Annotated in this window: 29 protein-coding genes and 1 pseudogene; 28 read left to right on the plus strand and 2 right to left on the minus strand. The window is 67.4% G+C overall.

Going from position 1 to position 23,510, the window contains the following annotated elements; all coding sequences use genetic code 11:
- Positions 1–240 precede the first annotated feature (240 nt).
- Complete coding sequence (locus ACIQPR_RS48555) at positions 241–741, plus strand: hypothetical protein (protein WP_403664090.1); 501 nt, start codon at positions 241–243, stop codon at positions 739–741.
- Between the two features lie 408 nt (positions 742–1,149).
- On the opposite strand, the gene ACIQPR_RS48560 is transcribed toward ACIQPR_RS48555, so the two are convergent.
- Complete coding sequence (locus ACIQPR_RS48560; RefSeq protein ID WP_403664093.1) at positions 1,150–2,319, minus strand: hypothetical protein; 1,170 nt, start codon at positions 2,317–2,319, stop codon at positions 1,150–1,152.
- Positions 2,316–2,723, minus strand: a complete 408-nt coding sequence (locus ACIQPR_RS48565; protein ID WP_403664095.1) for a hypothetical protein — start codon at positions 2,721–2,723, stop codon at positions 2,316–2,318. The genes ACIQPR_RS48560 and ACIQPR_RS48565 overlap by 4 nt, the downstream gene beginning before the upstream one ends.
- A gap of 874 nt (positions 2,724–3,597) precedes the next feature.
- Here ACIQPR_RS48565 and ACIQPR_RS48570 point away from each other — a divergent pair.
- The 27 genes and pseudogenes from ACIQPR_RS48570 (at position 3,598) to ACIQPR_RS48700 (ending at position 22,561) form a co-directional block, all read left to right on the plus strand.
- Positions 3,598–3,849 carry a hypothetical protein gene (locus ACIQPR_RS48570; protein WP_403664098.1) on the plus strand — a complete coding sequence of 84 codons (252 nt, stop codon included), beginning with the start codon at positions 3,598–3,600 and terminating at the stop codon, positions 3,847–3,849.
- Between the two features lie 93 nt (positions 3,850–3,942).
- Positions 3,943–4,359 (plus strand): homing endonuclease associated repeat-containing protein, encoded by a 417-nt coding sequence (locus tag ACIQPR_RS48575; protein WP_403664100.1) that lies wholly within the window; start codon positions 3,943–3,945, stop codon positions 4,357–4,359.
- Positions 4,360–4,775: 416 nt separating this feature from the next.
- The gene (locus tag ACIQPR_RS48580) at positions 4,776–5,261 is read left to right on the plus strand and encodes a hypothetical protein (protein WP_403664103.1); all 486 of its coding nucleotides are present in this window, start codon (positions 4,776–4,778) and stop codon (positions 5,259–5,261) included.
- Positions 5,236–5,532, plus strand: coding sequence for a hypothetical protein (locus ACIQPR_RS48585; RefSeq protein WP_403664106.1), 297 nt, complete (start codon positions 5,236–5,238; stop codon positions 5,530–5,532). The genes ACIQPR_RS48580 and ACIQPR_RS48585 overlap by 26 nt, the downstream gene beginning before the upstream one ends.
- A 165-nt stretch (positions 5,533–5,697) precedes the next feature.
- On the plus strand, positions 5,698–6,195 hold the full coding sequence (locus tag ACIQPR_RS48590) for a hypothetical protein (RefSeq protein ID WP_403664109.1): 498 nt from the start codon (positions 5,698–5,700) through the stop codon (positions 6,193–6,195).
- A 2-nt stretch (positions 6,196–6,197) separates the two neighbouring features.
- Complete coding sequence (locus ACIQPR_RS48595) at positions 6,198–6,902, plus strand: hypothetical protein (RefSeq protein WP_403664112.1); 705 nt, start codon at positions 6,198–6,200, stop codon at positions 6,900–6,902.
- 155 nt (positions 6,903–7,057) lie between these two features.
- Positions 7,058–7,345: a hypothetical protein gene (locus ACIQPR_RS48600; RefSeq protein ID WP_403664115.1), complete on the plus strand. Its 288-nt coding sequence runs from the start codon at positions 7,058–7,060 to the stop codon at positions 7,343–7,345.
- 98 nt (positions 7,346–7,443) lie between these two features.
- Positions 7,444–8,067 (plus strand): hypothetical protein, encoded by a 624-nt coding sequence (locus ACIQPR_RS48605; protein ID WP_403664117.1) that lies wholly within the window; start codon positions 7,444–7,446, stop codon positions 8,065–8,067.
- Positions 8,048–8,722: a hypothetical protein gene (locus ACIQPR_RS48610; RefSeq protein ID WP_403664120.1), complete on the plus strand. Its 675-nt coding sequence runs from the start codon at positions 8,048–8,050 to the stop codon at positions 8,720–8,722. Before ACIQPR_RS48605 ends, ACIQPR_RS48610 begins: the two co-directional genes overlap by 20 nt.
- Complete coding sequence (locus ACIQPR_RS48615) at positions 8,719–9,237, plus strand: hypothetical protein (RefSeq protein ID WP_403664123.1); 519 nt, start codon at positions 8,719–8,721, stop codon at positions 9,235–9,237. The genes ACIQPR_RS48610 and ACIQPR_RS48615 overlap by 4 nt, the downstream gene beginning before the upstream one ends.
- Entirely contained in the window at positions 9,237–9,716 is a 480-nt protein-coding gene (locus ACIQPR_RS48620; RefSeq protein WP_403664126.1) for a hypothetical protein, read from the plus strand. The genes ACIQPR_RS48615 and ACIQPR_RS48620 overlap by 1 nt, the downstream gene beginning before the upstream one ends.
- Complete coding sequence (locus ACIQPR_RS48625) at positions 9,713–10,423, plus strand: hypothetical protein (protein WP_403664129.1); 711 nt, start codon at positions 9,713–9,715, stop codon at positions 10,421–10,423. Before ACIQPR_RS48620 ends, ACIQPR_RS48625 begins: the two co-directional genes overlap by 4 nt.
- Positions 10,424–10,425: 2 nt before the next feature.
- Positions 10,426–10,548: a hypothetical protein gene (locus ACIQPR_RS48630; protein ID WP_403664132.1), complete on the plus strand. Its 123-nt coding sequence runs from the start codon at positions 10,426–10,428 to the stop codon at positions 10,546–10,548.
- 59 nt (positions 10,549–10,607) lie between these two features.
- The gene (locus ACIQPR_RS48635; RefSeq protein WP_403664135.1) at positions 10,608–11,237 is read left to right on the plus strand and encodes a hypothetical protein; all 630 of its coding nucleotides are present in this window, start codon (positions 10,608–10,610) and stop codon (positions 11,235–11,237) included.
- A gap of 53 nt (positions 11,238–11,290) precedes the next feature.
- Entirely contained in the window at positions 11,291–11,692 is a 402-nt protein-coding gene (locus tag ACIQPR_RS48640) for a hypothetical protein (protein ID WP_403664138.1), read from the plus strand.
- Between the two features lie 238 nt (positions 11,693–11,930).
- Positions 11,931–12,107 (plus strand): annotated as a pseudogene (locus ACIQPR_RS48645) (hypothetical protein); the annotation flags it as partial.
- A 327-nt stretch (positions 12,108–12,434) separates the two neighbouring features.
- Positions 12,435–13,361 carry a hypothetical protein gene (locus tag ACIQPR_RS48650; RefSeq protein WP_403664171.1) on the plus strand — a complete coding sequence of 309 codons (927 nt, stop codon included), beginning with the start codon at positions 12,435–12,437 and terminating at the stop codon, positions 13,359–13,361.
- 98 nt (positions 13,362–13,459) lie between these two features.
- Positions 13,460–14,050: a hypothetical protein gene (locus ACIQPR_RS48655; protein WP_403664141.1), complete on the plus strand. Its 591-nt coding sequence runs from the start codon at positions 13,460–13,462 to the stop codon at positions 14,048–14,050.
- 371 nt (positions 14,051–14,421) lie between these two features.
- On the plus strand, positions 14,422–14,916 hold the full coding sequence (locus ACIQPR_RS48660) for a single-stranded DNA-binding protein (RefSeq protein ID WP_403664144.1): 495 nt from the start codon (positions 14,422–14,424) through the stop codon (positions 14,914–14,916).
- A gap of 86 nt (positions 14,917–15,002) precedes the next feature.
- On the plus strand, positions 15,003–15,980 hold the full coding sequence (locus ACIQPR_RS48665; RefSeq protein WP_403664147.1) for a glycosyltransferase family 2 protein: 978 nt from the start codon (positions 15,003–15,005) through the stop codon (positions 15,978–15,980).
- Entirely contained in the window at positions 15,973–17,598 is a 1,626-nt protein-coding gene (locus ACIQPR_RS48670) for a carbamoyltransferase (protein ID WP_403664150.1), read from the plus strand. The genes ACIQPR_RS48665 and ACIQPR_RS48670 overlap by 8 nt, the downstream gene beginning before the upstream one ends.
- Positions 17,591–19,735, plus strand: a complete 2,145-nt coding sequence (locus tag ACIQPR_RS48675; RefSeq protein WP_403664154.1) for a phosphotransferase — start codon at positions 17,591–17,593, stop codon at positions 19,733–19,735. The genes ACIQPR_RS48670 and ACIQPR_RS48675 overlap by 8 nt, the downstream gene beginning before the upstream one ends.
- Positions 19,732–20,364 carry a hypothetical protein gene (locus ACIQPR_RS48680; protein WP_403664157.1) on the plus strand — a complete coding sequence of 211 codons (633 nt, stop codon included), beginning with the start codon at positions 19,732–19,734 and terminating at the stop codon, positions 20,362–20,364. Before ACIQPR_RS48675 ends, ACIQPR_RS48680 begins: the two co-directional genes overlap by 4 nt.
- A complete protein-coding gene (locus ACIQPR_RS48685) occupies positions 20,361–20,762 on the plus strand; it encodes a hypothetical protein (RefSeq protein ID WP_403664159.1) in 402 nt (133 codons plus the stop codon). The genes ACIQPR_RS48680 and ACIQPR_RS48685 overlap by 4 nt, the downstream gene beginning before the upstream one ends.
- A complete protein-coding gene (locus ACIQPR_RS48690) occupies positions 20,759–21,088 on the plus strand; it encodes a PTS glucose/sucrose transporter subunit IIB (protein WP_403664162.1) in 330 nt (109 codons plus the stop codon). The genes ACIQPR_RS48685 and ACIQPR_RS48690 overlap by 4 nt, the downstream gene beginning before the upstream one ends.
- Before the next feature lie 405 nt (positions 21,089–21,493).
- Positions 21,494–21,931 (plus strand): hypothetical protein, encoded by a 438-nt coding sequence (locus ACIQPR_RS48695; protein WP_403664165.1) that lies wholly within the window; start codon positions 21,494–21,496, stop codon positions 21,929–21,931.
- A 192-nt stretch (positions 21,932–22,123) separates the two neighbouring features.
- The gene (locus tag ACIQPR_RS48700) at positions 22,124–22,561 is read left to right on the plus strand and encodes a hypothetical protein (RefSeq protein WP_403664168.1); all 438 of its coding nucleotides are present in this window, start codon (positions 22,124–22,126) and stop codon (positions 22,559–22,561) included.
- The last annotated feature ends 949 nt before the right edge of the window (positions 22,562–23,510 follow it).

Here is a 23,510-nt window from a genome sequence, read left to right on the forward strand (position 1 = left end):
TCCTCCGCGCCCTCCCGCGTTCTCACGGCGTGCCGACCTGCTGACGGATCGTAGGCGGGGGCCGGTCGTGGGCGCAGCCGAACCCGGCATCCCGCACCAGCTCCGCCTTCCCCGTCTCCGATCGGTGACGTACGAGGCCCGTCGGCTGCCGCCGTTGCGAAACTCGGCGGCGAGATCGACGAAGGCGTTGACCGGTAGGGCACCTTCCCCTGGCGGGTGAACTCACACAAACTCGCCCCGATGCTGTCCGACTCCGGTAAGACCAGACACATGACGACAGAGCCAGACCCACACACCATCAATGCCATGTGGCGTGTCACCGACCTTGCCTGGTCCTACCTCGCTCGACGGCCCGACCGGGTGGCCGCCTGCCTCACCGGCCTTGACGCCAACCAGCTGGAGCACGTGCAAGCCTGGCAGGTCTGCGAACACGACGCTGTCTTCGGCGATCTGAGAGAACCCGACCTGGAAGTCCGAGACATCGACGCCGTCGCGTCACTCGCGCCAGCAGATACCGAGCTTGCCGTCATGATGGCCGTCCACAAGGTGGCGCGCGGGGAAACAGGGCTTGCCCTCGCGCTCATGGACCTGTCGGTTGCTGATCACATTCACGCGCTCGCCATCTGCACCACCGTCATGTTGTTGAGGGCGCACGGCCAGGCGGAGGCCCTCGACCAGATCGCCGCGGCAGCCGCACAGTACGAGGCAAGGGGTTGGCCACGGCCTTACGCTATCGACTAGTTCGGAGGGCAACTCCCCGGTGCGGCGCCATCACACTTGAATGCGACTCGCGGCCCGTTGCTTCCTTAGTGGGTCCGACCGTCGCCTGGAAAGAGGGCTACACCGTTGCACCGAGCGTTACAAGGCCTCTTCGGGCCCAGGGAGCCTTTCATCCCTACCAGCACCTCTTCTCCGTCGACGCATCTACCCGAAGCCTCGCGAGGGTCTCCTGCGTGTTCCGGTGGCGGCGCTTGAGAGCCCACGTTTCTTCGGGTTCTTCGGGCTGTGTCCGGTATCCGCGCGGTGCGTCCACTGCGGAGCGCAGTACAGTCCGAGGTACACCGGGCCTTGGACGCAACAGTCCGGCCCCTCGTCCGCACGTCTTGTAGCGCCAGCGGGCGGGGAAGGGGTTGTCGTTGCTTGACGTGGTTACTGAATCGGCCGGCCTTCCCGCTCGCGTTCAAGCCTCAGCTGCTTCCTGGTCGCATCCCGGGCCTTGTCCCGGAGGTAGATCGCCTCCGTGTGCGTGATCGGCGCGTCGTGGAGGTTGTGCGAGCCCCGCAGGAAGTTCTCTGTACGGTCGGCAATGGAGTACGCTAGCGCCTGCTCGATCACGGCGCTGGTTTGGCGCACCTCGCCCAACTCTTTGCGTAGCTTGCGCAGCAACCCGTCCCGCTCACGCCCAGCGACCTCGATGTGCGCCAGGCGTGCCACCACGCTGCTCAGCAGCGGGTCGCGGGAGCGGAACAGCTCGACGGCGCGCTCGGTGGCAGGATCGGCATCAAGGTGCAGGTCGAGCTGCGCCAGCAGGAACGCCATCACCAGCGTGCCCTGGCTCAGCCGCTGGCTGAACTCCCGAGCAGTGCTGTCGTTCACGCCCAGCTCGCGGACTGCGGCGGCTCGCAGCTGCTCCCGCAGCGCATTCATGATGCTCTCGGGTAGCGCCTTGATGTGCGGCTGGCTCTGCACGCCGACCAGCCGGAAGCCCGACTGGGGGAGAGTGGCGGTCTCGGCTGTGCTGCCCGATCCACCCTTCGATGCCGCACTCTGCACGGCGTCCTGATGGTCGGTGAGCTGGAGCGAGCCGGGCGTTACATGCTCGGATTCATCCGGTGCGGCGACGGCGTCGTGAGAAGTGAATTCCTCCGCGGCAGCGTCCTCGACATCCGGCTGTGTCCCCGGAGTCGGAACAACATCAGCCGCAGGGCCCGCCGGCCCACCGCCCTGGAGTGCCCCGGCATATCCTCCCTGCTCACCGCCGTTACCAGCACCACGCTCGTTGGATCCGCCGGTCCGCTCGGAGGCAGCGCCGTGCTCGTAGTCCGGCTCCAGGTCCAGGCGACCCTCTTCGGCGCCCTCATCGAGATCGGCCTGCAGACTCTCAGCCCCGGGGTGAGAGCCGACGTTGCCGGCCTCGTCGAGCTGCGCCTCCGGCTCGGGCGTCGCCACCTCAGAATTCGGCTGTGCCGCCTGGGCCTGGACGCGTTTGAGCTCTTCGCTCCCGCCGCGCCGGTAGGCGTCGAGGAAGGACGTGTCCACCTCCATCACCTCGGCGGTGGGTGTGGCCGCTTCCAGCATCTCTGTGAAATCCCGGTTCATCGAAGTTCACCGTCCTCGTTGTCCAGGAGGTAGTTGTCGCCGCGGGTGAGCCCGATCATGGAGTCGAAGCCCGCGGTGACGACGCGTTCGAGGTTCGCCGAGTTCTTCGCCAGTGCCGCGACCTGGTCGACGAGTTCGTTGAGGCGGGCGATCTCCAGGGTCGGCAGGTCGTAGTCGAGGTTCTCACGCCGGATCTTCTCGATCACTGCCTCGGCCACGTACTCGTTCACCGAGGAGAACCCGCGCTTGTCAGCCCAGTACTGCGCCCGCTGCTTGTCATCCGGATTCAGCCGGACGAACATGCCCTGGCGCCCACTACCGCTGCTCTGCGCCGCACCCGGCGGCTTCTTCTTCGTCTCGCGCATGGACTGCGTCGCCTTCTCCAACCCCTGTGTGACGGTCATGTGTGACCTCTCCCTGTCCCATCTTGCTGACCTGTGGGAACATCACTCGAATACTATTCGATAAGTGGCGTGCGCTCTTTGCGTGTCGACTCGAATACCAGTAGAGTTGCAGTCGCGCCCAGCCGGTACCCCCCTGGCGGCGCACCGCCGCAGTGGGTGGCACTGCTCTTCCCCTTCCTCTTGAGCTGGGCCACCCGCTGCGGGCCTCGCCCGTCTTCGCGTGACGGAGAGAAGGGGAGAGGTCCGGTGTGATGTGTCGCACCGGACCTCTCCCCTTCTTGTGGACTCCCGTTCAGCGGTCGGGTGCGGGAGTCGGCGTCGCGTTCGCCGTTCCGTCGATGAGCCTCTGGTGAACCTCGGTCACTGCCGGATCGTCTTGTCCTTGTCGCCGGGCGGATGTTCGACGATTGACCCAGCGCTAAGGCGTGCACCGCAGGCGGGGAAGTGCAATGTCCCCTGGCGGAAGTCGGCTTCGTAGATCAGGGCCGACGGGCGCTGGGCAGGCTGCTGCGTAGCTCAGTCCGTCGATGACTGCACCCATGCCATCGGTGTCGGCCACGGCGATGCAGGCCGACGAATCCTCTGGCGTCGCCGCGGCCCGATTGGATCGAACAGCCTTCGGGAGAGTCTTATGTGAATGGCTATTGAATGACGGTCTGTGATGAGTCAGAATACCGCGAGATAGGAGGTGTAGAGGGTGCGCCGAGAGGAGCTCGGGCGCGCAGGGTGCCTGCGGGTCGGTCTGGCGCTTGGGGATCAACGGAGTTGATCCGGAGGGCTCTGTGACGCGACGTGCGCGTGTCGGCTGCGGGTGGCCCCTTCCCGGGCGGCTGTTCGTGGGCTTCCCATCTCCTCCTGTGAAGGACTGCTCGCCATGACTACTCCTGCTTCTGCTCGGGCCACCATCGATGCCGATCTGCTGACGCTCACACTGCTCGTGAGCAGCGACCAGAAGACCTGGCACCCGATCGTCTTCGAGGGCGAGAGCCCGAGCTACGTCGACAAGCGGGCCGAGACCTGGCTCGGGAAGCGGCCGTACCTCTCGGTCGAGATGAGCGACTCGATCTGCTACGGCCCGTTCCCGCGGACCTTCGAGGCGCTGTTCGAGTCCATCACCCGCGATTAGCGCCTTGTGCAGGTGCACACGCTCTGACGCACGTCCGCTTCCACGAAGAAAGCACGGCCCATGACTATGCATGCTGCGCACGTCCCCGCGCCCATGAAGCCCGGTCCGGTCGTCTACACCGACCGGCAGCTTCTGTGCGTGCTCATCCGCCTGGCGCAGAGTGAGCGCACGCTCGGGCGTCGCACGTTCGAGCATCGCCGCGGCGATGCCGATCCGTCGGCTCCGCTCTACGAGCGCCGCTTCGGCAGTTGGAACCGTGCCTTGGAGCTCGCGGGTCTCACCGTGATCGAGCAGCCCCAGCAGCTCCAGACTGCGACGACAAAGTGGACCCAGGGGCAGCTCATCGCCGCGATCCGGCGGTGTCTGCGGGAGACGGGATCCACAACGCTGGCGGCCTATGAGGACTGGCGCACGGATCCGACGGACCTGAAGGGTGATGTCCCGCCGGCCACCACCATCCGCTTCCGGATGGGCAGTTGGTCACGGGCTACAAAACTGGCGTGCGGCTGAAATCCATCGGTATCTGCGACACCGTCCCCGTCGCGCTGCGCGCGGTCCAGTCCTGCGCACTCCCACTACGACCGAGCCGAGACTCATGATCGTCATCGCCGCACCGACTACTGACCTCCTCTTGGCCCACGTTCCGTCGGCCGATAGACCTGTATGGTCACCGCGCCTGAACTGTCCCCAGTCGCCGCGCAGCTGCCCAGCGTGGAGTGGTGCCCCTTCTGCTCCTCAGACGAGACCACCAAGCGAGGACATCTACGCCCGGGTGTCGGGCGTCGAGGTGATCGAGATCGAAGACGCGAGCACATCAGGAAAGGGGCGAGTTGCTGGTGCGAATGAAGACCCGTGAGCACGAGCGGCGCAGTTTCAGTCAATTATTTCCGGTGCACGTCGACGGAACGTGCGGGGAGGTGTAACACATGGAACTGGGACCGGACTTCACCGGACAGCGACTGGACTGCGGGCACACGCCCGGTGAACTCTTCAGCATTCAGGGCCCAGGTGTCTTCACCGACCACGAGACCGGCGAGAAAGTCTGCCGCACGTGCAGCGATAACCGGCATTACGACCGGGTCCGCAAGCAGTACGCGGAGATCGTGGCGCGAGGCGAGGCCGAAGGCTGGACGTACGAGTACCTGGAAACCTCGCACGACGCGTACGTGCGGAGACTCGAGTTGATCGGGAAGCTGGTGGTCCGGGCCTACTGGCGCAGCCAGGACAACCCCTCCCGCAACATCATCCAGCCCGCGCACATGTACAACTCCGCGTTCAAGCGGCTCAAGGACGTCGTCACGAACTCTCCGGTGACCGGGTTCGCCCTGGTCTTCGAGGACGGCAGTCGCGACGCGCTCTGCTACGACAAGGTCTGCGTGATCACCCGTGAGCCCGCCGGCCTCGACAGGTGAGCCGGTCGCGCTGCTGTGGTTCTTCATGCTCCAGAGGTACGAAGCCCCGGCTCAATGGGTCGATACCGCGGACCGGTATGTGGAACTCAAGCCTCGCAACTACCCCGAGGAACCAGATCCGGTTGCCGAGTATTGCGTGCGCCATATGAAAGCGCGCACGCGCAAGGGGCAGCCGAAGTACCGGGTGATGGTCCACGAATATTCCGGCCGTGCATTCTGCCAGGCATTCGTGGTGCACATCGACGGCACCCGCACATCCATCAGCGTCTGAGCCAACGGCAGTCCAGGACGCAGCAGAAACTCTGCGCCCCGGGCCATCGACTGTCAGCCGCAATATCCATTTCCCGGAGGGTATATGCACCACTACAAGAGGCCGGAGAAATATTACGTGGAGCCCGGCGAAACGGTTGTCGTGAAAGCCGGAGCCTCCGAGTGCATGATGCACCTGGGCCTGACGGGCAAGTTCGTGCCGGTCCGCATCCTGGAGAACCGCTACGGCCAGCTCCTGCACCCGGACGACAGCCGGGACGACGGAATGCCCAACCCCCTCAGTTGGATCAGCGGCTTCTACGCGGACGATCAGGGGTGCTTCGGCACCGACGTGTACGAGATCGGCGTGCGCCGCACGGTCACCCACACGACCGGCAGCTTCTACATCTACGTGGACGGAAAGCAGCTCTACGGCGTCCAGTCCCGGCGGTTCGAGGAGATGCGCGACGAGGCCCGCGAGATGCACGGGCGGGACATCCCGAGCGCCGAGGTCCGCTTCGTGGAGAACAGCCGCCACCTGCCCACGTGGTGGTCGCGCTCCGTCGTGGTGCCGCTCGACATCGAGGTCCGCGAGCGCATCGAGGGCTCCGTCCGCGACACGTGGATCGACTTGCTGACCCACTTCAACCTGTTCGCCGGTCGGCAGCACCTGACGGAGGTCTGAACGTGATCGTTGGGTACAGCTACGGGGCCGAGAACCTGTGTCCGTCCTGCACGTTGAAGGCGATGCGGGCGAGCGGCATCACGGTGCCGAAGGGCAAGGCGCACGAGGCTGCGATCCGGTCGGCGGCCGAGAAGCTGGGGATCGACTTCGACGAGTGCTCCTACGACTCGGGCTCCTTCCCCAAGCCGGTGACGGACCAGCAGTGCGAGACCGAGCTGAGCGAGGTGCCGGACGGCGAGCCCGGTATACGTCACGCGATCTCGGACGAGCGGTGCAGCGGTGCCAAGTGCGGCAAGTGGCTGAAGCTCGGGGAGAAGTCGCCGGCGCAGGGCGGGCTGACCCGCTGGGTGCGCGACACCTACGAACTGCCGCAGGCCCTGGCCCGGGACATCGCCGGAGAATTGCGCGAGTGGGGGCTGTCGCACCCGGAGTTCATCTCCGAGGACAACGTCCGCCAGGCCGCCCGGCTGTTCCCCCACGACTACGCGACGGTCCACGCCACGGGCAACCCGCAGCACATCGAGCTGCGACGTACCCCCGACTACGACGAGGACCCGTGCTTCTACTGCGAACTCCCTTGGGAGAAGCACGAGTTCGTCTGTGAGACCTGTGGTGGGACCGTGCCGGCCGATGCGGCGCACACCCATCAGGCCAAGGTCGCGGGGCAGCTCACCTTCCGTGAGGCCAAGGCGGGGGTGAAGTCGTGAGCGTCGGCCCCGAGAACTGCACGGACAAGACGTCACTGCTGGAGGACTAGGCGTTCCAAGCCCTGGCAGAAGAGATGGACGTGGGTAGCGGTCTGGGACTGCCGGGACGGTGCGAGCCGGAAGGTGTACACGAAGCCCGAAGACGAGGACGACACGTGATTCTCCTGACCGGTTACTGGGGCGAGGGCGCGAACCTTGTCATCGAGTCGTCCCAGGAGTTCCCCGACAGCATGTCGAAGACCGAACTCGACGAGCACGCGGACAAGAAGCTGGCCGACAGGCAGAACGGCTGGGACTGCTCTTTTCTCGTGGACAACTATTCCCGGGCCTGTCGGGGGGGGGGCATACGAGACCTACGTCCGGGAGGTCGGAGACGACAGCCCGAGGCTGATCGACAACGTCTGGGGCGTTCAAGTCGACGACTGGAAATCCTGCTCGGTTGAAGAGAAACGGGTGCCGTCCGTCCTTATCCAGAACTCGGCGGATGCGATTCCCGTGCCGAGTTCTATTCCGTTCACCGCTGACACACCGAGGAGAGTTAATGTTTTCCATCGGAGATATGGTCCGCTTCGAAATCGAAGTCGACGACGGTCTCACAGAGCGCCATTACGCGACAGTCGACCAGTACCGGAAGCGCGACGGCAACTGCTACCGAAGTAAACCCGCGAACCCGTTCGCTGCATTCCTGGAACCCGAGCACACGCACAGGCGGGTGCTGCCGATGGCCCGGCTGACCCCGGCGGTCGACGACTTCGAGGTCATCAACGACCGCAGCGTGATCAACAAAGACGCCGGTTCATGGACGGATTACTACTACAAGTGCCTGCGCTGCGCCAGCTTCACGTACAGGGCCGCCGACGTCATGGCGATCCACAAGCAGTCCAACCTTCGTATCCGCCTGTGCGACGAGTGCTGGAAGCCCTACGAGCTGGCCCTGCTCGGGCACCAGGCCCTGACCTATCAGCGCTTAAGCAAGAACACCATCCTTGAGCTGCGTGCGGCGCCCGAGCTGATCACCGGCCCGGTCGACACCTCGGCCTACGGCAAGTCCGAGGCCGACACCTACCGGGAGTGGGCCGACGCCTTCCCCTGGCTTGTCCCCGGGCCTGCGGGCGAGCTGTACGCGCAGTGGAAGGAGCAGCGCAGTGCTTGTACCGCCGCCTGAGACGTGCACGACACTGGGCTGTCATGCCCGCGCCACGCATCTCCTGGATGTCGCTGATGAGCAGGCGCTGCCGGGCGAGTGCCGCCGGGTCCGCGACGCGGTGTGCGAAGAGTGCGGCCTCTCGTACCTGCGAACCAACCACGTGCGGCGTCTGCGGCCGGTGCTGCTGAGGGACGGGTCCAGTCCGTCGAGGGCGCATCCCAGGATCAGGCTCCGGGTCCAGTCCGAGGACGAGCCGGACGCCTACACGCTGGAGGACTGGGAGGACGCGGACGCAGCCGCAATTCGAGCCGGCCGGGACGTCCCACTGGTCATCGAGATCATCGACGGTGCCGGCGATGTCCTCGCCGACGTCCCCAACCGGATCGGCCTCCGGAATCTGGTCGGCGTCTACGAGCGGCCCGAGGACATCCACGACCCGTGGGTGCAGTACTTCGCGGCCGACCACTGGACCCCCTGCTTCGGCATCGAGCCCGGCGACCTGGCCGTGCACCGGGGCGTCACCGTCACGGTTCTCGCCTTCGAGCAGGTCGACCAGGACTACGGCCCCATCGGCGCCAACACCGGATTCGTCGTCTGCACGCCGACCGGTCAATCGGCCATCGAATTCATCCACATCACCGAGCTGACCAAGGTCTGGGAGATCGCTGCATGACATACGAACTGGTCGACCCGATGCGTCGGGTGTGCGCACCGAACGAGTACCGCAACACCGAGACCGGGGAATTCGAGATCATCCGGAAGCGCGGTCTCTACGACGTGCAGGAGTCATTCCTGACGCCCGAGGGCAAGGTTCTCGTCCTCGCTTACAACCGGTCCGCCGCACTGTCGTACGTGGTCAGCATCTACAAGTCCGATCACGGGGTCTACTGGGACGACCCGCACGACGCCCGACGGTTCTACGCCTGGCAGATCGCGGAGTCGTTCGGCCTGGTCGTCGACAAGGAGGGCTCGAAGGCGGTCGTGCCGGCCAGCCGCGAGTACGCCACCGACCTGGTCAAGAAGATCAAGCAGGACTGCGCTGACTGGCACGGGTTCGGGAGCGCCTCTACGCCAGCGGACGAGGCCGGCGACCACTTGGCGGAGCACGCCTTGTCCCTGGCCAAGCACCTCCAGCGGATCGGCGTCCTGTCTGTTCCGGTCTTCAAGAAGTGGGAGGTGGTGGGCTGATGCGCGCCAGCTTGCAGGTCGTGATGCTCAACCTCCAGCACGCGGCCTACCAGTCCACCCCGGGTGCCCCCATCAAGGACTACGGGCCCCAGGGCAAGGGGCCGATGGGCGAGTACCTGCGCCCGACCACCGAGGCCGAGGCCGAGCAGCGCCGCCCCGACTTCGAGCGGCTGTCGGCCGAACTGCGCGAGCGGGACCCCGGCACCTACGCCGCGTGGGCAGCTGACTTCGAGTTCTGGCGCGCGGGCGACCTGAACGTGCGGATGCCGCCCGTGGATGCCTACGAGAAGCGTGACGAGGACGGGCTGCGTATCTTCCGCGACCACCGGCTGGTCAACACCCGGGAGACCGCCGCCTGGTTCGGCCACCCGGAGAGGAAGGCGTTCGTGTGGTCGTGCGCGCGCTGCGGCTTCACGGGGCACGACGGCGACCTCATCGGCGGCAAGTGGTGCACGAACACCAAGGAGGGACGCGGGTGAAGACGGAGTACAACGGGCGGGCGATCACCATCAGGAAACCGGTGATGAAGTACGGCCCGTGCACGTTCACCATCGGCGACTCGGATGAACTGCCGGTGTACCCGGGCATGGTGGACAAGCCGTCGGAACCGGCGGCCGTGCTCGCCTGGATTCAGCAGCAGATCGACCGGTACGACGCCGAGGCCGTCGAGCCGCTGATGGCCGTGTGGTGGTACCGGCCCGGCACGGTGGAGGAGTGCCCGAGCACGAAGGGCACCGTGCGCGGCACGCACATCAAACCGGTCGACGGCCCGTGCACCGAGATGTGGTGTGTGCGCGAGGCGAAGATCGAGGCGCAGCGTGCGGCGCGACGCACCGGGATCACGGCTTCGACCCTGTCCGCGAAGCTCACGCGGTCCGGGTACACGCGGGCGGATCTCAACTGGGACAACTCCACACGCAGCGAGGGTTTCGATGCGAGCGACGAGCAGCGCCGGCGCCGCGTCCGCATCTCCTGGCGGGGCACCGACTACACGATCGAGGGCCTGCAAGGAGAGCTGCCGGCGATCGGCGCATTCCTCATCAAGGCGGGACACCCGGTCCGGATCGCCAGCGGCGGGGGCAACTCAGTGTGGGTGTACCCGCGAGGCACGACCGAGCCCACGGAAGGGCATCCGTTCCCGGCCGAAGACAACGAGACGCCGGAGCCCTCCGGGGGACAGGAGTGACCATGCCCGAGCCGACGTTCGTCTACCACGCGAGCACCCCGCCCGGCCAGGAGCAGACCAGATTCCAGGTTTACAACGAGACCACGCCGAACATTGAGGATGCCTTCCTGGCACGGCCTGGCTGACCGCCGACGGCGGGTGGACTGCCGACTGGAGCAAGCGCAACGACGCCCCCTCCAACACCATGCCCGGCTTCAAGTCCAAGGAGGACGCGGCCTTCGCCCTGTACAGCTACGCCCCGCCGGCACAGTCGGTGCGCAGCCGGCCGGCGGGCCAGGTGGTGTCACTGACCGACAAGCGGGCCATCGACCTGTCCGAGTGCGGATGCTGCACCAACAACCGCTGCGAGTGCGAGGGCGCCAACCGCGTTTCCGCGCGTCTTGACATCCGGCAGTCCTACGAGATCCAGCCCTCGCTCATCCCGGAGCCCGGTGTCCTGGTCTCCCTGATGCCGCTGCCGGACGGGGACTTCCTCGTCGACATGAACACCTGGGGCGCAGGCTCGGGCATCGGCTACCTTCAGCGGCGAGACGACGGCCGCTACGACGTCCGTGTGGGACACAAGTCCATCGGTACCGCGCTGAAGCCCGAGACCGGCATGTGGGCGTGCTTCAAGGCGTACACCGTCACGGAGGACTACGACCGGTTCGTCCAGGGCTTCGAGCCCGACCAGGACGAGGAGACCGCGATCGGCTGGGACAACGTCCTCGTGGACGGCGACGACCACCACGATGCGCGTGACCTCGCCGGAGGTACCCGCGACTTCAACGAGTACTACGCCCCCGAGAACACCCACGGGCACTCCACCGTCTAGGGAAGGCCCACCAGCTAGTCCGCCGCCCATACCTACCGCGAGGAAAACTGACCATGACCGAGACCAATGCACGCCAGACCTTCCGCTACGGCGCGTGGGTCTTCGACATCGACAAGGCCCTGGAGATTGTCGAGGCGACCCCGCGAGGGTCCGAGCTCACCAGGGTCGCCGACTGGGTCAGCGCCTACCACCTGGACCTGCTGCGTCCCGACCACGACGGCCAGCCCTGGAGCCCGATCTTCGGACCCGACCAGTCCTACTTCAACGTCGACCACGCGATGCAGACCGACCTCGGCACGCCCGTCGTCATCGGACTGATGGAGTTCGACGGCAAGCCCGCCCAGCTCCTGATCGACGGCACCCACCGAATGTACCGGACGATGATGACGGGGGCCGACACGCTTCCGGCGTACTTCCTGACCGTCGCCGAGACCGCGCAGATCCGGGAGCGCTGATGAGCCCGATCGAGGTGCGCACACAGATCCATACCGTGCTCAACAAGGAGGCTGGCAGTACACCGACGTTCTCACCGTCGAACCGATCCCGCCCGTGCCCGGTGAGCCGGTGCGCCTGCGGGTGCAGGCGCCGGACCCGGTGGGCGCGCTCGGCACCCACCTGATCGAGACCAGCGAGGAGAGCTGACACCGTCTGCTTCCGCCATCCCGGCCAGCTGGGCGAGGCGGTGAGGGCGCTGTGGACCGCCCGCTGCCACCAGGCCCTGGATGCCGGGTTGGACGCCCCGATCGGCCCGCCGGTCAATCAGGCGCACCCACGCTGCCGGAGCTATTCGGCGTCGGTCCAGAGACCGCCGGCCAGCGGTCGGCCTCTGCCGGGGACAACCTCGAACGCATGCGGTCCGAGAGGGCGTTCGCGCCTCTCGCCGGTGTCGCTCCGATCCCGGCCCCCTCTGGCCTAGCCACCGCCACCGCCTCAACCACCGTGGCGCCCGGGTCGCGAACAACGCGCTGCACACATCGTGCTGGTCCGAATGAGCATCGACGAACGCACTCGCGCTTACGTCGAACGCCGCACCAAGGGGTGGCTGTGCAGGAAGGACATCATGCGCTGCCTCAAGCGGATCGTCGCCCGCGAGATCCACCGCGTTCTGACCAGTGCTCCGGCCACCGCACGTCACTCAAAACGACCTCGCTCCAGCTGCTTGACAGCTATATGGGCATCCTGAGGACGGAAAATTCAATGAGTATCAAGCTCTACGACGGGCTGCGGCTGACCGCCCACGCGCCCGACCTCTTCGAGCTCACCCGCGTCATCTCCAAGCGGATGCGGGAGGTCTTCAGCGAGCTGGCTGTACCCGTCATCGCCAGGAACGTCGCCCGCGTCGTCGACGACACCGAGGTGCGCGAACGCGACATAGGCGGGCACCTGCACAAATACACCGTCTACCGAGCCCGGAAGCTCTGGCTCGACGAACAGACCGGGCTCGATGACCACATCACCATTCACGACCCGCTGCGATTCAGCATCGTCTTCGGTCAGGTCGACGACGGCCACGGCGCACGTCGGCTGGCCCATCCCTTCGCCGGGAACCGTGCGTACACCGACGCGCTCATGGCACTCGAGGCCGACCGCCAGCCGCTGTTCGTCGACTACCACTATCAGAACCAGGGTGACCGACCGCCGGAGATCCCGAGGGACGACTGGAAACGCCGGCGCGACGACTGGAACCGCCTGCTCGAAGCCGACGACCGTGAGACGGACGGCACATTAGGGCATCTCCCCGGCTGGCAGCTCCCAAACAGCATTGATGGCGTCTTCGACGCGGTGCTGCACGGAGACACGGACACCACCATCGATCTGAACGACCACTGCACCATCGAGCACCGTATGCGCCGGGCACTCAACCGGGCGGTGACCCGTTCACTGGACCTCGACGAGGTCAACGCCATCAGCAGAGTGCTGATCGGAAACCGTCGCATCAGGCGCGCGATCTCGCAGTACCTCGATACGCCCGAGGGCAAAGCCCTGCCGCCGCCCGTGCCACTCCCGGGTGTAAGGGAACTTGACGTGACGATGAGCGAGTTGCCGCCCGCTTACGAGCCTCCGGCCGAAGCCGTGGCCCGGATCTGCGAGTTCTATCGCGAGCAGCCGCTGGCTCGTGACTGAGCGGGATCGACGAAGTCGATCCGGAAGCAGATCTGGAGAGCAGTGACATCCCCCTCGCCCATTGCCGCCAACACCACCACGAAGGACGGAGACACCACGTGATGCTCGTGATCGGCGCGCTGCTCGGCTGCGCTGCGACTCTGGTCGCCTGCGCCATCCTGCGCCGCCTGACCCGCGCATCACACTGCGGGTGGTGCGCGGCAGCCTCCAACTGGCCCACCTCCCAGCACGACGCGCTGCAATGCCGAGGTTACGTCCAGGACCGCCGCCGCGAGCGGCTGCGCGACATCGGGCACGGACGCCCCGTCCCGGAGCCGAACCCCTGGGGCGACGCATATCTGCTCGACGAAGAACTTGCGCAGCGAAGGGAGCCAAGTACCAAAGCCACCGCAGCCGCCGACTTCGCCCAGGCGCTCGCCGAGCTGGCCGACGGATACCCGACCGACCCGAAAGGCACCGCCCACCTGACCGTCGCAGTCACCGACCCGCGCTCATGTATGCAGCACCAGGTCCCCATCGAGCCCGGCCAGCTCGACTGGTTGACCATCTTGGTGCGCGGCGAGCTGGACACCATGCGTAATTCCCATCCCGACGAATCCGGCTGCTGCGGGCACTGCCGGGGCACCGGCGCTGCGGGCGGCGCCGCCCTGCTCGACGAGCAGCCGGCCGACGATGGGAGTCGCCCGTAACGGCCGCTTCCTCGCAGCCCTGCCCGGACTGCTCGAGCGTGACAGGGCGGCTCCAGGGAGATGCGATCTGGCACCCGCAGGTCCCCGAGGGAACATCCAGACACCACTCCGGAGGTCTGGTCGAGGGAGCGGCCGGTGACCCAGCGAATAGCACACATCTGATCGGCAAAGCCGATTCGGGACTCGGAATGTCAACGCATTCGATCAGCGCAGCTGATTCGGAAGAAGCGCTGGAAGAGGAAATCGTCTGATCAGCGAAGCTGATCCGGATGGTGGCATGACAGACAACTGAACATCTCAACAACCCACCCAACTGCGCGCGGACGACGACGTCGATCCGGGCGCTGCGCTGTATTCAAGGAGATTCCACCATGTCGAACCCGAACAGCACCGCATCCGCCATCGGCCGCCTGGCGAACGACCCGAAGGTCTTCGAGAACAAGGACGGCTCCAAGAAGGTCATGCTCACCGTCTTCGTCGACCGCGGCTACACCGACCGCCAGGGCAACCGCATCTCCGACGCGCTGCCCTTCGAGGCCTTCGTCCGTGCTGAGACGCCGGGCGCCGGGCCGTTCGCCCACGTGCACAAGGGTGACCTGGTGAGCCTCAGCTACGAGCCTCGCCTGAACCGCTACAGCAAGAACGGTGCCGAGGTCTTCGAGGTCAAGCTCGAGATCCAGAACATCTCCTTCCTGGAGTCCCGCGCCACCACCCAGGCGCGCCTTGCCGAGCGCGTCACCAAGGCCGAGGCCCGGAACCAGAGCCTGCAGGCCCAGGCTCCCGCCCCGGTCGCCGCTGCGGCGCCCGTCGCCGTCGCGCACGCCAGCGCCGTGCAGGACGAGCAGCTGCCCTTCCAGCCCGCCTGAAGATCTGCACCCGCTGCCTGACTCCAGGTTCCGGGCGGGCGAAGTGTCGTCCCGCCAGAGCAGTTCGTACGTCGAGGAGGAGAGTGGTGTCCCGTTCGTTGTCCCCGCCTGGCAGCGCCCGTCCGGCGGCGAGTGTGGTGGTCGCGGTCCGCGGCAACACCTCAGCGCTGGAGGGACTGGCCGCGGCGGTGTGGGCCCAGCGCGTCGAGGGCGGCATCGAGTTGATCGTGGTGGACAACCATCCCACCCCGGTCCTGCAGCCCGGAAGCGGCCGACTCGGGCCGATGGCCTGCCGGATCGTCCACGAACCAGTCCCTGGCCTGTCCCGCGCCCGCAACACCGGGATCGGGCAGGCCCGCGGCGATGTCGTCCTGATCACCGATCCCGACGCGCGGCCCGGGCTCGGCTGGGCGAGCGGGATGATTCGCGCCCTTGAGGAGACCGGCGCGTACGCGGCGGGCGGCAAGGTTGTCCCCCGCTTCACCGCCAAGGACCCGGCTGAAGTTCCGGCCGAGCTGATGCAGTTGTTCGTGCCGCCGCTGTGGCCGCAGACCACCGCCGAGCTGGCCGCGCCGTACTGGGTGGTCGGCTGCAACCTGGCGTTGCGCAGCAGCCCGCGGCCCTGGTTCGACACACGGCTCGGCGTCGCCGGCCGCCGTCATCTCAGCTGCGAGGAACTGGAGTTCACCGTCCGGGCGGAGCGGGACGGGCTGCGTGTGGTGGTCGTACCGGACGCCGTGGTGCACCGCGCGATCCATCCAGCCGACCTGACCGTCCGTGCGGTGGCCGGGCGTGCGTGGTGGCACGGGGTGTCGGTGGCCCGGCTGCTGGTGATCCACCCGGGCGCCGAGATCTACGACAGTTACCGGCTGCGTGACGCGTTGGCGTGGACCCGTCTCGTCCGCACCGGCGGCCGACGAACCGTCCTGGCCGATGTGCTCCGGATCGTGGGACTGCGGGGCGAGCGGCTCCGCCTGGCCTGGACCGGACTGCCCGCACAGGCCGAGGACATGCAGAGAGCAGTACCGGACGACGACGAGAAGGAGCAGATCGGACATGGGTGACATGCCGGTAGCAGTAGGAGTGAACATGGGTCACGACGGCGGCTGCGCTCTCGTGGCCGGTGACAAGGTGGTGGCCGTCGCCGAGGAGCGGCTGAACCGCACTCGCTACTCCGGGGGCTGGCAGGCGGCGCTGGCGTACTGCCTCCAGGCCGCCGGTATCGCGCTCGCCGATGTCGGCGTGGTGGTGTTCTCCTGCGTCGGCCCCCGTCTGGAAGAGGGCTTCACCGGCGGCTTGGACCTGTACGGGGTGCCCGCGTCACGGATCACGACGGTCGATCACCACCTGTCTCACGCCTACGGTGCGTTCTGCCTTTCCGGCGAGGATGAGGCTCTGGTCGTGGTCGCGGATGGCTCGGGCAACGATCACCAGACCGAGAGCTATTTCCTCGCCGACCGCACTGCGATCAGCAAAGTGGGCGGCAACCGTGAGGGCCGGGCGCGAGCGGGCGGAATCGGTGCGACGTACGAGGCGGTGACCAACTGGCTCGGCTTCGACGGACAGGAGTCCGGCAAGACCATGGCACTCGCCTCCTACGGCGATGCGAGGGCCATTGAGGTGCCGTTGTTCGACCTGCGAGGTACCCAGGTGGAAGGTCATGTGGCGCGAACCCACGACCGGGGCCTGGCCGAGTTCGCTCAGGACACTGGAGTGGACCTCGGTGCCCGGCACGTGTGGGACACCGAGCGGGCTCGTGATCTGGCGGCCTGGGTACAGGCCCAGACCGAGGACGTGCTGGCCGAGGTCGTCACCCGTCTGATGGCCGAGCACCGCCGCCACACGGTGTGCTTCGCGGGCGGGGTGGCGATGAACTGTGTGGCCAACGAGGTGGTCCGGCGCCGCACCGGCGCCCGGATGTTCGTGCCGCCGCCGGCTTCCGACCGCGGCCAGGCGCTCGGAAACGCGTTGTACGGCATCCACCTCCTCACCCGCACGGTGCCGAGGATGCCCTTGGCCGGCCGGGACGCCTTTGGACGCACCTACAGCCCCGAGGAGATCCAGCTCGCGCTGCGGTGCCACCCCCGCTCGGGCCTGGCCGCGCGGCATCCGCACCCCCGGTTCGGCTGGCGGCGGGAATCCGACCCCGCTGCCACGGCAGCCGAACTCCTCGCCGACGGCCGACTGGTCGGATGGTTCGACGGCGGCAGCGAACTGGGTGCCCGCGCCCTCGGATCGCGCAGTATCCTCGCCGACCCCCGTCACTCCGCGACCCGCGATGTGCTCAACACCCGTATCAAACACCGGGAGTTCTTCCGCCCCTTCGCCCCCGCCATCCCGGCCGAGCACGCCAGCGGCTGGTTCGACCTCCAGGAGGAAAGCCCCTACATGCTCTTCGCACCGAAGGTCCGCCCGGAGCGTCGCGACCAGCTCGGTGCGGTCACCCACGTCGACGGCACCGCCCGCGTACAGACCGTCGACGCCGATGCCCATCCGAACTTCCACCGGCTGATCAGCCGGTTCGGGAAGCTGACAGGGGTGCCGGTGGTGCTGAACACCTCGTTCAACGACAGCGAGCCGATCGTGGAGAGCCCGGCGCACGCGGTGGCCACGTTCTGCCACACCGACCTGGACGCCCTGGTCTTCAGCGACGGCTTCATGGCGGTGAAGAGCGATGCCTGAGCCCCGCACACCGCCACTGCGGGTCGTGGTGCTGTTCGACACGGCGGGCTTTCAGCGTTCCCTGCCGCTGACCGGGGCCGCCGCCCGAACTCTGCACCTGAACCGGTGCCTGGCCGACGCCGGGGCCCAGATCACGCTGCTGCTGTGCGACCTCAATCCCCGCTCCGCCCCGACAAGGCAATGGCCGTTCCCGGTGCGCTACCTGCCTTGCCAGGCCATGTACGAGGACACCACCGGGCTGATGGCGCAGGTGCGGGAGCTGGACCCCGATGTGCTGGTGATGTCCAACACCCAGCTCACCGTCCGTTACGGCCGCGCCCTGGCGGACGCGGGCGGGGCGGCGCTGGTGTACGAGATGCATGACGACGAGGCCGCCGTCGCCCGAACCATCGGCAGCGGAGAATGGGCAGTCCGGCAGGCCGCCGTGCTGCAGGCCACGGCGGTCGCCGCCGCCGACGCGGTGATCGCCTTCACCCACCGCGACGCGGACCTGGCCACAGCGCTTCGAGGACGGGCCGTGCACATCGTGCCGTGCGGCGTCGAACCCGGCCCGTCCCCGGACCGCACCCGTCAGCGGCCCGGGACGGCGGCGTTCGTCGGCAACCTGTACTACGAGCCCAACGCACGAGCCGCCGCATTCCTGCGCGCCCGTCTCGCCCCGGTCCTCGCCCCGGCCGGCGGGTCGGTCGAGGTCTACGGCCGCTACCCCGCCGCGCTGCGGGCCCTGGGCACGGGCAGCGTGCTGCAGCTGCACGGCCCGGTGCCCGATCTGCGCGCAGCCCTGTCCACTGCCCAGGTCGCCGTAGCGCCCCTGGACTCCGGCGGCGGGATGAAGCTGAAGGTACTCCAGTACCTGGCCGCCGGCCTGCCCATCGTCGGTACCCCGGAGGCGTTCGCCGGCCTGCCCGACCCTCATACCTTCGCGCTGATCTCCACCGACCCGGCGATGACCGACATACCTGCCCTGGTCACCACGCTGCGCAAGGACCATACGCTGCGCCGGCATCTGGGGGACGCCGGACGGCGCCTTGCGGAGACTGCATTCTCCTGGGCGGCCGCCGCGACGCTGGCGCTGCACGCCTACCGATCCGCGGCCGGTCACCCGGGCGCACTCGGCAGTGCACCGGCGCCGCTTCCAGACGTCCTGGCCATCGCGTCGCGGCCACCATACTGGCTGCACGAATGGCGTACCCGACAAGACTCAAGGACGAGGATGAACGAGAGCACGACACCGGCGGCCGACCGCGGGCAGCACCCGGTTCTGGCCCGGCTGGCCAGCGAGATCGACTGCGCGCGCCAGGCCGCCGAATCGGCTCTGGACACCGTCTTCGACCAGGACGCCATCGTCGGCTACGGCGGGCGGTCGATGGTCTTCCTGTCCAGGAGGGCCATCCTGAAGATCTACACGCACCGCCCGGCCGAGCGCGCCGCACGTGAAATCACCGGCCTCAACCTGGCCGCGCAGGCCGCCGGCCTGCGCGTGCCTGTCGTCCTCGGACACGACGCCGTCGACGGCGCGCTGGCCTGGGTCAGCGCCACCCGCCTGGACGGCACTGCCCCCACCGACCCCCGCGACGAGGAGGCCACCGCACTGCTCGGCACAGTCGCCGCCCGCCTACACGCCATCTCCACCAGCGCGCTCACCGGCCTTGCACCCTTCCACCGCAACATCCGGCCCCTGCCCAACGATCACCACCCTGTGCGCACCCGGCTGACGACTGTGCTGGCCAGATCAGAACAGGAGCAGACGCGAGGTTGTGTGCCGGGCTTCGTGCATGGCGATTACTCCGCCCGCAACGTCCTGCTCGCCCCCGACCTCGCCCCTGGAGTCATCGACTTCGAGGGCTGTGGCACCGGCTGCGTGTACGACGACCTGACCAACCTGTACGTCCAGAACTGCCTCATCGACGGCCGCGATCCCCACCTGGCCCTGGCCGCGTACCACGCCGAAAGCGGCCGCCTCGGACGGCCCATCGAGGTCGACGCCCGGCACCTGCTCTTCCACACCGCCCGCTACTTCCGCTGGGTCCTGCAATGGGCCATCGAGATCGACACCGAACTGGCCGACCAGGTCACCGGGCTCGCCCCACGCATCCTGGACGCCCTCGAAACAAAAGAGGGGACGCCACCACTGTGATCGCGATCGACGGCATGCCGGGTGCCGGGAAGACCACCGTGCTGCGTCAGCTCCAGGACGCGCTGCCCGACCACGTGGTGGTCTTCCCCGAAGCCCAGCCCCCTGATCATCCCGTCCCGGACGGGGCGACCGCCCGCTACCTGCTCACCGAGGCCCAAGGCCGACTCGTCGAGGCCCAGCGCCTGCAGCAGACCCGGCCCGGTCTCCTCGTCCTCTCCGACCGCTGCCACATCGGGGTCCTGGCCTACCGCTACGCGCTCCAGGCCAGCGGCCAGGGCCCACGCCAGGACTTCGACCGCGCTCTGGAACTCGCCCACTCCTTGGGACTGACCGCCCCAGGCGCACACGACCGCGTCCTGGTCCTCCTGGTCGACCCGGCCGAATCCATCGCCCGCCGCTTGGCATACGCCCATGACATCCGTTACCGCCTCTGGTTCGACCCGGACTTCCTGGCCGCCTACCACAACTTCCTCACCCACCTGGACACCTGGCTCCCCCCGGACACCTTCACCACCCACGACGCCACCACCACCTCCGCCTGGGCCGCCCTGCTCAGCGCCCTGCCACCCCACCTCACCGAACGCCTCGCACCGACGTTCGCGACAGACGACCGTCCGGAGGTCCCGTGACACACTCGCCCACAGCAGCCGTCACGACGCGCCAGCTCTTGGCTGCGCTCGCCACCGAACCCCACCCTGGTGCCGAGGGCGATGCCGTCGAAGATCTACGCAAGACCACCGAGGGCATCCGGACCTTCCTCACCACAGCCGACCGCGACGACATTCCCGCTGTCCCCACCGCGCTCCTGCACCAGTGGCGATGCGACCTGGACCGCTACCACCGCGCCTTGGAACACACCACCCCGGCCACCTGGGCGCACTGGCGGATGCCGGGCACCTGGCTCGACTCCCAGCTGCGGCTGCGGTCCCTGATCGCCCATGAAGTCGGCAAGGCCTACTGGGACGACAGCGCCGACATCCGCTATGACGCCATCGATATCGAACGCTACCTGTGGGGTGCCCGATGACTGCCACCCAGCCGTGCCCCGGTGACAGATACCAGGCCACCGCCGCTGTCCTGTACGAGCTGCTCGGCGGTCCCGGTAACATCGCCACCCTCGAGCACTGCGTCACCCGGCTCCGGCTCACCCTCACCGACCGTTTCCGCGTCAATGACACCGCGCTGCGTGACCACCCCGCCGTCCTCGGCATCCTGGAGCGCGACACCTTCCAGATCATCGTCGGCCCCGCCGCAGTCGCCCCGCTGGCCGTAGCACTCCGCCAGCTCCTCGACCCGGACCTCGGAAGCGCGGGCACGACAGTGGGCACACTGGGCAGACTGCCCGCGGAATAGATTCGATTCCTGAGCGCTGCAGCTGATCCCTGCGGTGCGCCCCCGGAGATCTCCGCTGCTCCGGATTCCCCAGCACCCCGGTGCGCGCTCTGCCTTCGGGCAGCAGCTGCGCCGGGGTGCTGCTTTTCGTCTTCGTGGCTCGCCTCACTCGTCCCGTGAAGGCAGTGAGTACAAGGGATCAGCGGAGCTGATCCGGATCTGGCGTCGAAGAACATCCTCGTCGCACCAGGAGCCGAGCCATGGACTGCCCGAACTGCGCCATCGACATGGAGTCGAACGCCCACGGCGTCCGCGCCGACCAGAAGGCCGAAAAGGTCACGCACACGTGTTCCGAGTGCGGCTACAGCGAGACGCGCTGAGCAACTCCTCCTTTCCTCCGACTGCAAAGAGAGCAGGAGCACCATCGTGTCCGAGGAGCCCGACCTGCGCAGCACCTTCGCCACCGAGATCGCAGCCCTCGCCGGAAGGCACAAGAATTCCGTCCGGGCACAGACCGTCACGAGGAGCGGCCATACCGTCCTGTTCACCGGCATGTGGGGTGACCACGTCGGTGCCGTCGAGATCACCGCCCCCGACGGCCAGAGAATCCGCCGCGCCGACGGCTGGAAGATCGGCGAGATTGCGGAGGTCGCCGCGTTCCTCTGGGACGCGATGGAGCAGGACAGGGCCAGGGCGGCCGAGCGTGAGCGCCTCGTGGGCCTCAAGTCCGTGAGCATCACCTCCGCGGACGTCTCCGGCCAGACGCACGGCCGGGAAACCGGCAGATATCACCTCACGGCCAAGCAGCTCGCTCAGGTGCTCGCGCTCGCCGAACGCCTGGCGGCCGCGAACACGGCTGGGTGAAAGCGGGAAGCGCACCGCGCGCAGCGCCCCCGGCCACCGTCGGGCATCGTTTGCGAGGCTTGCCACCCACTACGGGGCCCTTCTGTCCGGCGGCCGCATCATCCTCGACAAGCCGCTGAGCCGCTGCCCAACAACGAGCCCGAGCTGTGCGGGCTGTTCACCCGCCTGGGGCGCAAGGCGAGAGTCCTGGTCGTGGCCGACCAGCCGGCCTCCATCGGCACTCCCGCAGTGAACGTCGCCCGCGATCCCTATGTCATCGACGATACCGCTCGCCTTCGTCGAATCCATGCCAACTGCCCACCATCAGCACACTGCAAGGAGCAAGCCATGAACCGCCCACCCGTCAGCTACCGCAACCAGCCGGTTCCTCCCTTCACGCCGTACGACGTCGCGAAGGCATCCCTCGACCACCTCGGCGATCAGTGGGGCGCAGCCCCCGGCCCGTGGGCCACCACTGGTCACCTGCAGGCCTGGGACCACACCCCGTTTACGATCGGCGTCAACCCGACCGGCGAGATGTTCGTCCGCAATGACCAGCTCGGCGACGCTCTCCCGCTGCCGGTCCGGCCGACCGACGGCCTCGACACCGTCGCGCGCGCGGTCGCCGAGATCGTCGGCCACCTCTACTGATCTAGTCCCCGTTCACGCGAGCCAGAGGCCGTGCCCTTTCGGCGGACCCCGATGGAGATCCCAAGCGGGGTGCAGCGGCGCCCATGGCGGATACGACACACCCTCCTCGGCCAGCCGCCAGCACTTCATCGACATCGGCCACGTCCTCCGCTGCTCCGAGTCGGACGTACAGGCCTCCCTCTGTTCTCCCCGCTGGAACACAGCAAGGACCTGACCACTATGCGTTTCCTCAGCCGCATCGGCTTCACCGAGACCGAAGGGCAGAAGGGGGTCGGCTGGTCAAGGCCCCCGAAGGCTCGCTGAACCACGACCTGTCCACCCTGCTCGTGACGATCGCCGAGTGGCCCAGGGATCTGGTCGTCAAGTTGCAGTGGGAGCCACCGTGCACTGACCGGCCCGATCGTGTCGTTGGGTTGCCGATTGAGCCCCGGAAGAAAGCTTCACCTGAGGGCGTCGAGGAGGAGCCGCTGCTGTGCAAGCGCCACTCCGGCTCCTGGGTGTGTGCTGTGGTGTTCTGCGACCACCCGGGTTACCAGGTCGGCGGATTCCGCATCAATGTCCTGGTTGCTGAGATTGCCCGCGGGCAGAAGGGCGACGCTGCCAAAACGAGGAGCCTTTGCCTCAGTCTCAGCCCCGTGCGGGGACCGATATCGTCGATTTCAGGAGGTGGGGAGATACAGCATTGGTGTCCTGGGCTGCACAGGTCAGGCGTATGGGCCGTGTCAGGAGACGCGGCTTCGCTCCCGCTTGCCAGCTCCTTCCAACACGAAGGAGCCCCAAGTGTCATGGAGGTCCTCTTGCAAGAGGAATCTGCACCGATCGAGAGTCAGGCAGCCCCGCACACTCCGGAGTCGGCCTTCACACTCAGGGGGTGTGTCGAGTTGATCGGCTTCGGCTCGGAGGGGAAGGAAGGCTCCAGCCTGCTGAGCGCGGCTGTTGCCGTGGCCCT

It is taken from the genome of Streptomyces sp. NPDC091280, from assembly GCF_044768565.1.
Classification (GTDB): domain Bacteria; phylum Actinomycetota; class Actinomycetes; order Streptomycetales; family Streptomycetaceae; genus Streptomyces.

Excerpts from the sequence above, each read along its gene's own strand:
- ACIQPR_RS48570 (WP_403664098.1), top strand. The coding sequence starts at position 3,598 with ATGACTACTCCTGCTTCTGCTCGGGCCACCATCGATGCCGATCTGCTG.
- ACIQPR_RS48605 (WP_403664117.1), top strand. The coding sequence starts at position 7,444 with ATGTTTTCCATCGGAGATATGGTCCGCTTCGAAATCGAAGTCGACGAC.
- ACIQPR_RS48640 (WP_403664138.1), top strand. The coding sequence starts at position 11,291 with ATGACCGAGACCAATGCACGCCAGACCTTCCGCTACGGCGCGTGGGTC.
- ACIQPR_RS48630 (WP_403664132.1), top strand. The coding sequence starts at position 10,426 with ATGCCCGAGCCGACGTTCGTCTACCACGCGAGCACCCCGCCCGGCCAG.
- ACIQPR_RS48560 (WP_403664093.1), bottom strand. The coding sequence starts at position 2,319 with ATGAACCGGGATTTCACAGAGATGCTGGAAGCGGCCACACCCACCGCC.
- ACIQPR_RS48580 (WP_403664103.1), top strand. The coding sequence starts at position 4,776 with ATGGAACTGGGACCGGACTTCACCGGACAGCGACTGGACTGCGGGCAC.
- ACIQPR_RS48690 (WP_403664162.1), top strand. The coding sequence starts at position 20,759 with ATGACTGCCACCCAGCCGTGCCCCGGTGACAGATACCAGGCCACCGCC.
- ACIQPR_RS48555 (WP_403664090.1), top strand. The coding sequence starts at position 241 with ATGCTGTCCGACTCCGGTAAGACCAGACACATGACGACAGAGCCAGAC.
- ACIQPR_RS48675 (WP_403664154.1), top strand. The coding sequence starts at position 17,591 with ATGCCTGAGCCCCGCACACCGCCACTGCGGGTCGTGGTGCTGTTCGAC.
- ACIQPR_RS48575 (WP_403664100.1), top strand. The coding sequence starts at position 3,943 with ATGAAGCCCGGTCCGGTCGTCTACACCGACCGGCAGCTTCTGTGCGTG.
- ACIQPR_RS48635 (WP_403664135.1), top strand. The coding sequence starts at position 10,608 with ATGCCCGGCTTCAAGTCCAAGGAGGACGCGGCCTTCGCCCTGTACAGC.
- ACIQPR_RS48660 (WP_403664144.1), top strand. The coding sequence starts at position 14,422 with ATGTCGAACCCGAACAGCACCGCATCCGCCATCGGCCGCCTGGCGAAC.
- ACIQPR_RS48565 (WP_403664095.1), bottom strand. The coding sequence starts at position 2,723 with ATGACCGTCACACAGGGGTTGGAGAAGGCGACGCAGTCCATGCGCGAG.
- ACIQPR_RS48590 (WP_403664109.1), top strand. The coding sequence starts at position 5,698 with ATGATGCACCTGGGCCTGACGGGCAAGTTCGTGCCGGTCCGCATCCTG.
- ACIQPR_RS48650 (WP_403664171.1), top strand. The coding sequence starts at position 12,435 with ATGAGTATCAAGCTCTACGACGGGCTGCGGCTGACCGCCCACGCGCCC.
- ACIQPR_RS48615 (WP_403664123.1), top strand. The coding sequence starts at position 8,719 with ATGACATACGAACTGGTCGACCCGATGCGTCGGGTGTGCGCACCGAAC.
- ACIQPR_RS48620 (WP_403664126.1), top strand. The coding sequence starts at position 9,237 with ATGCGCGCCAGCTTGCAGGTCGTGATGCTCAACCTCCAGCACGCGGCC.
- ACIQPR_RS48670 (WP_403664150.1), top strand. The coding sequence starts at position 15,973 with ATGGGTGACATGCCGGTAGCAGTAGGAGTGAACATGGGTCACGACGGC.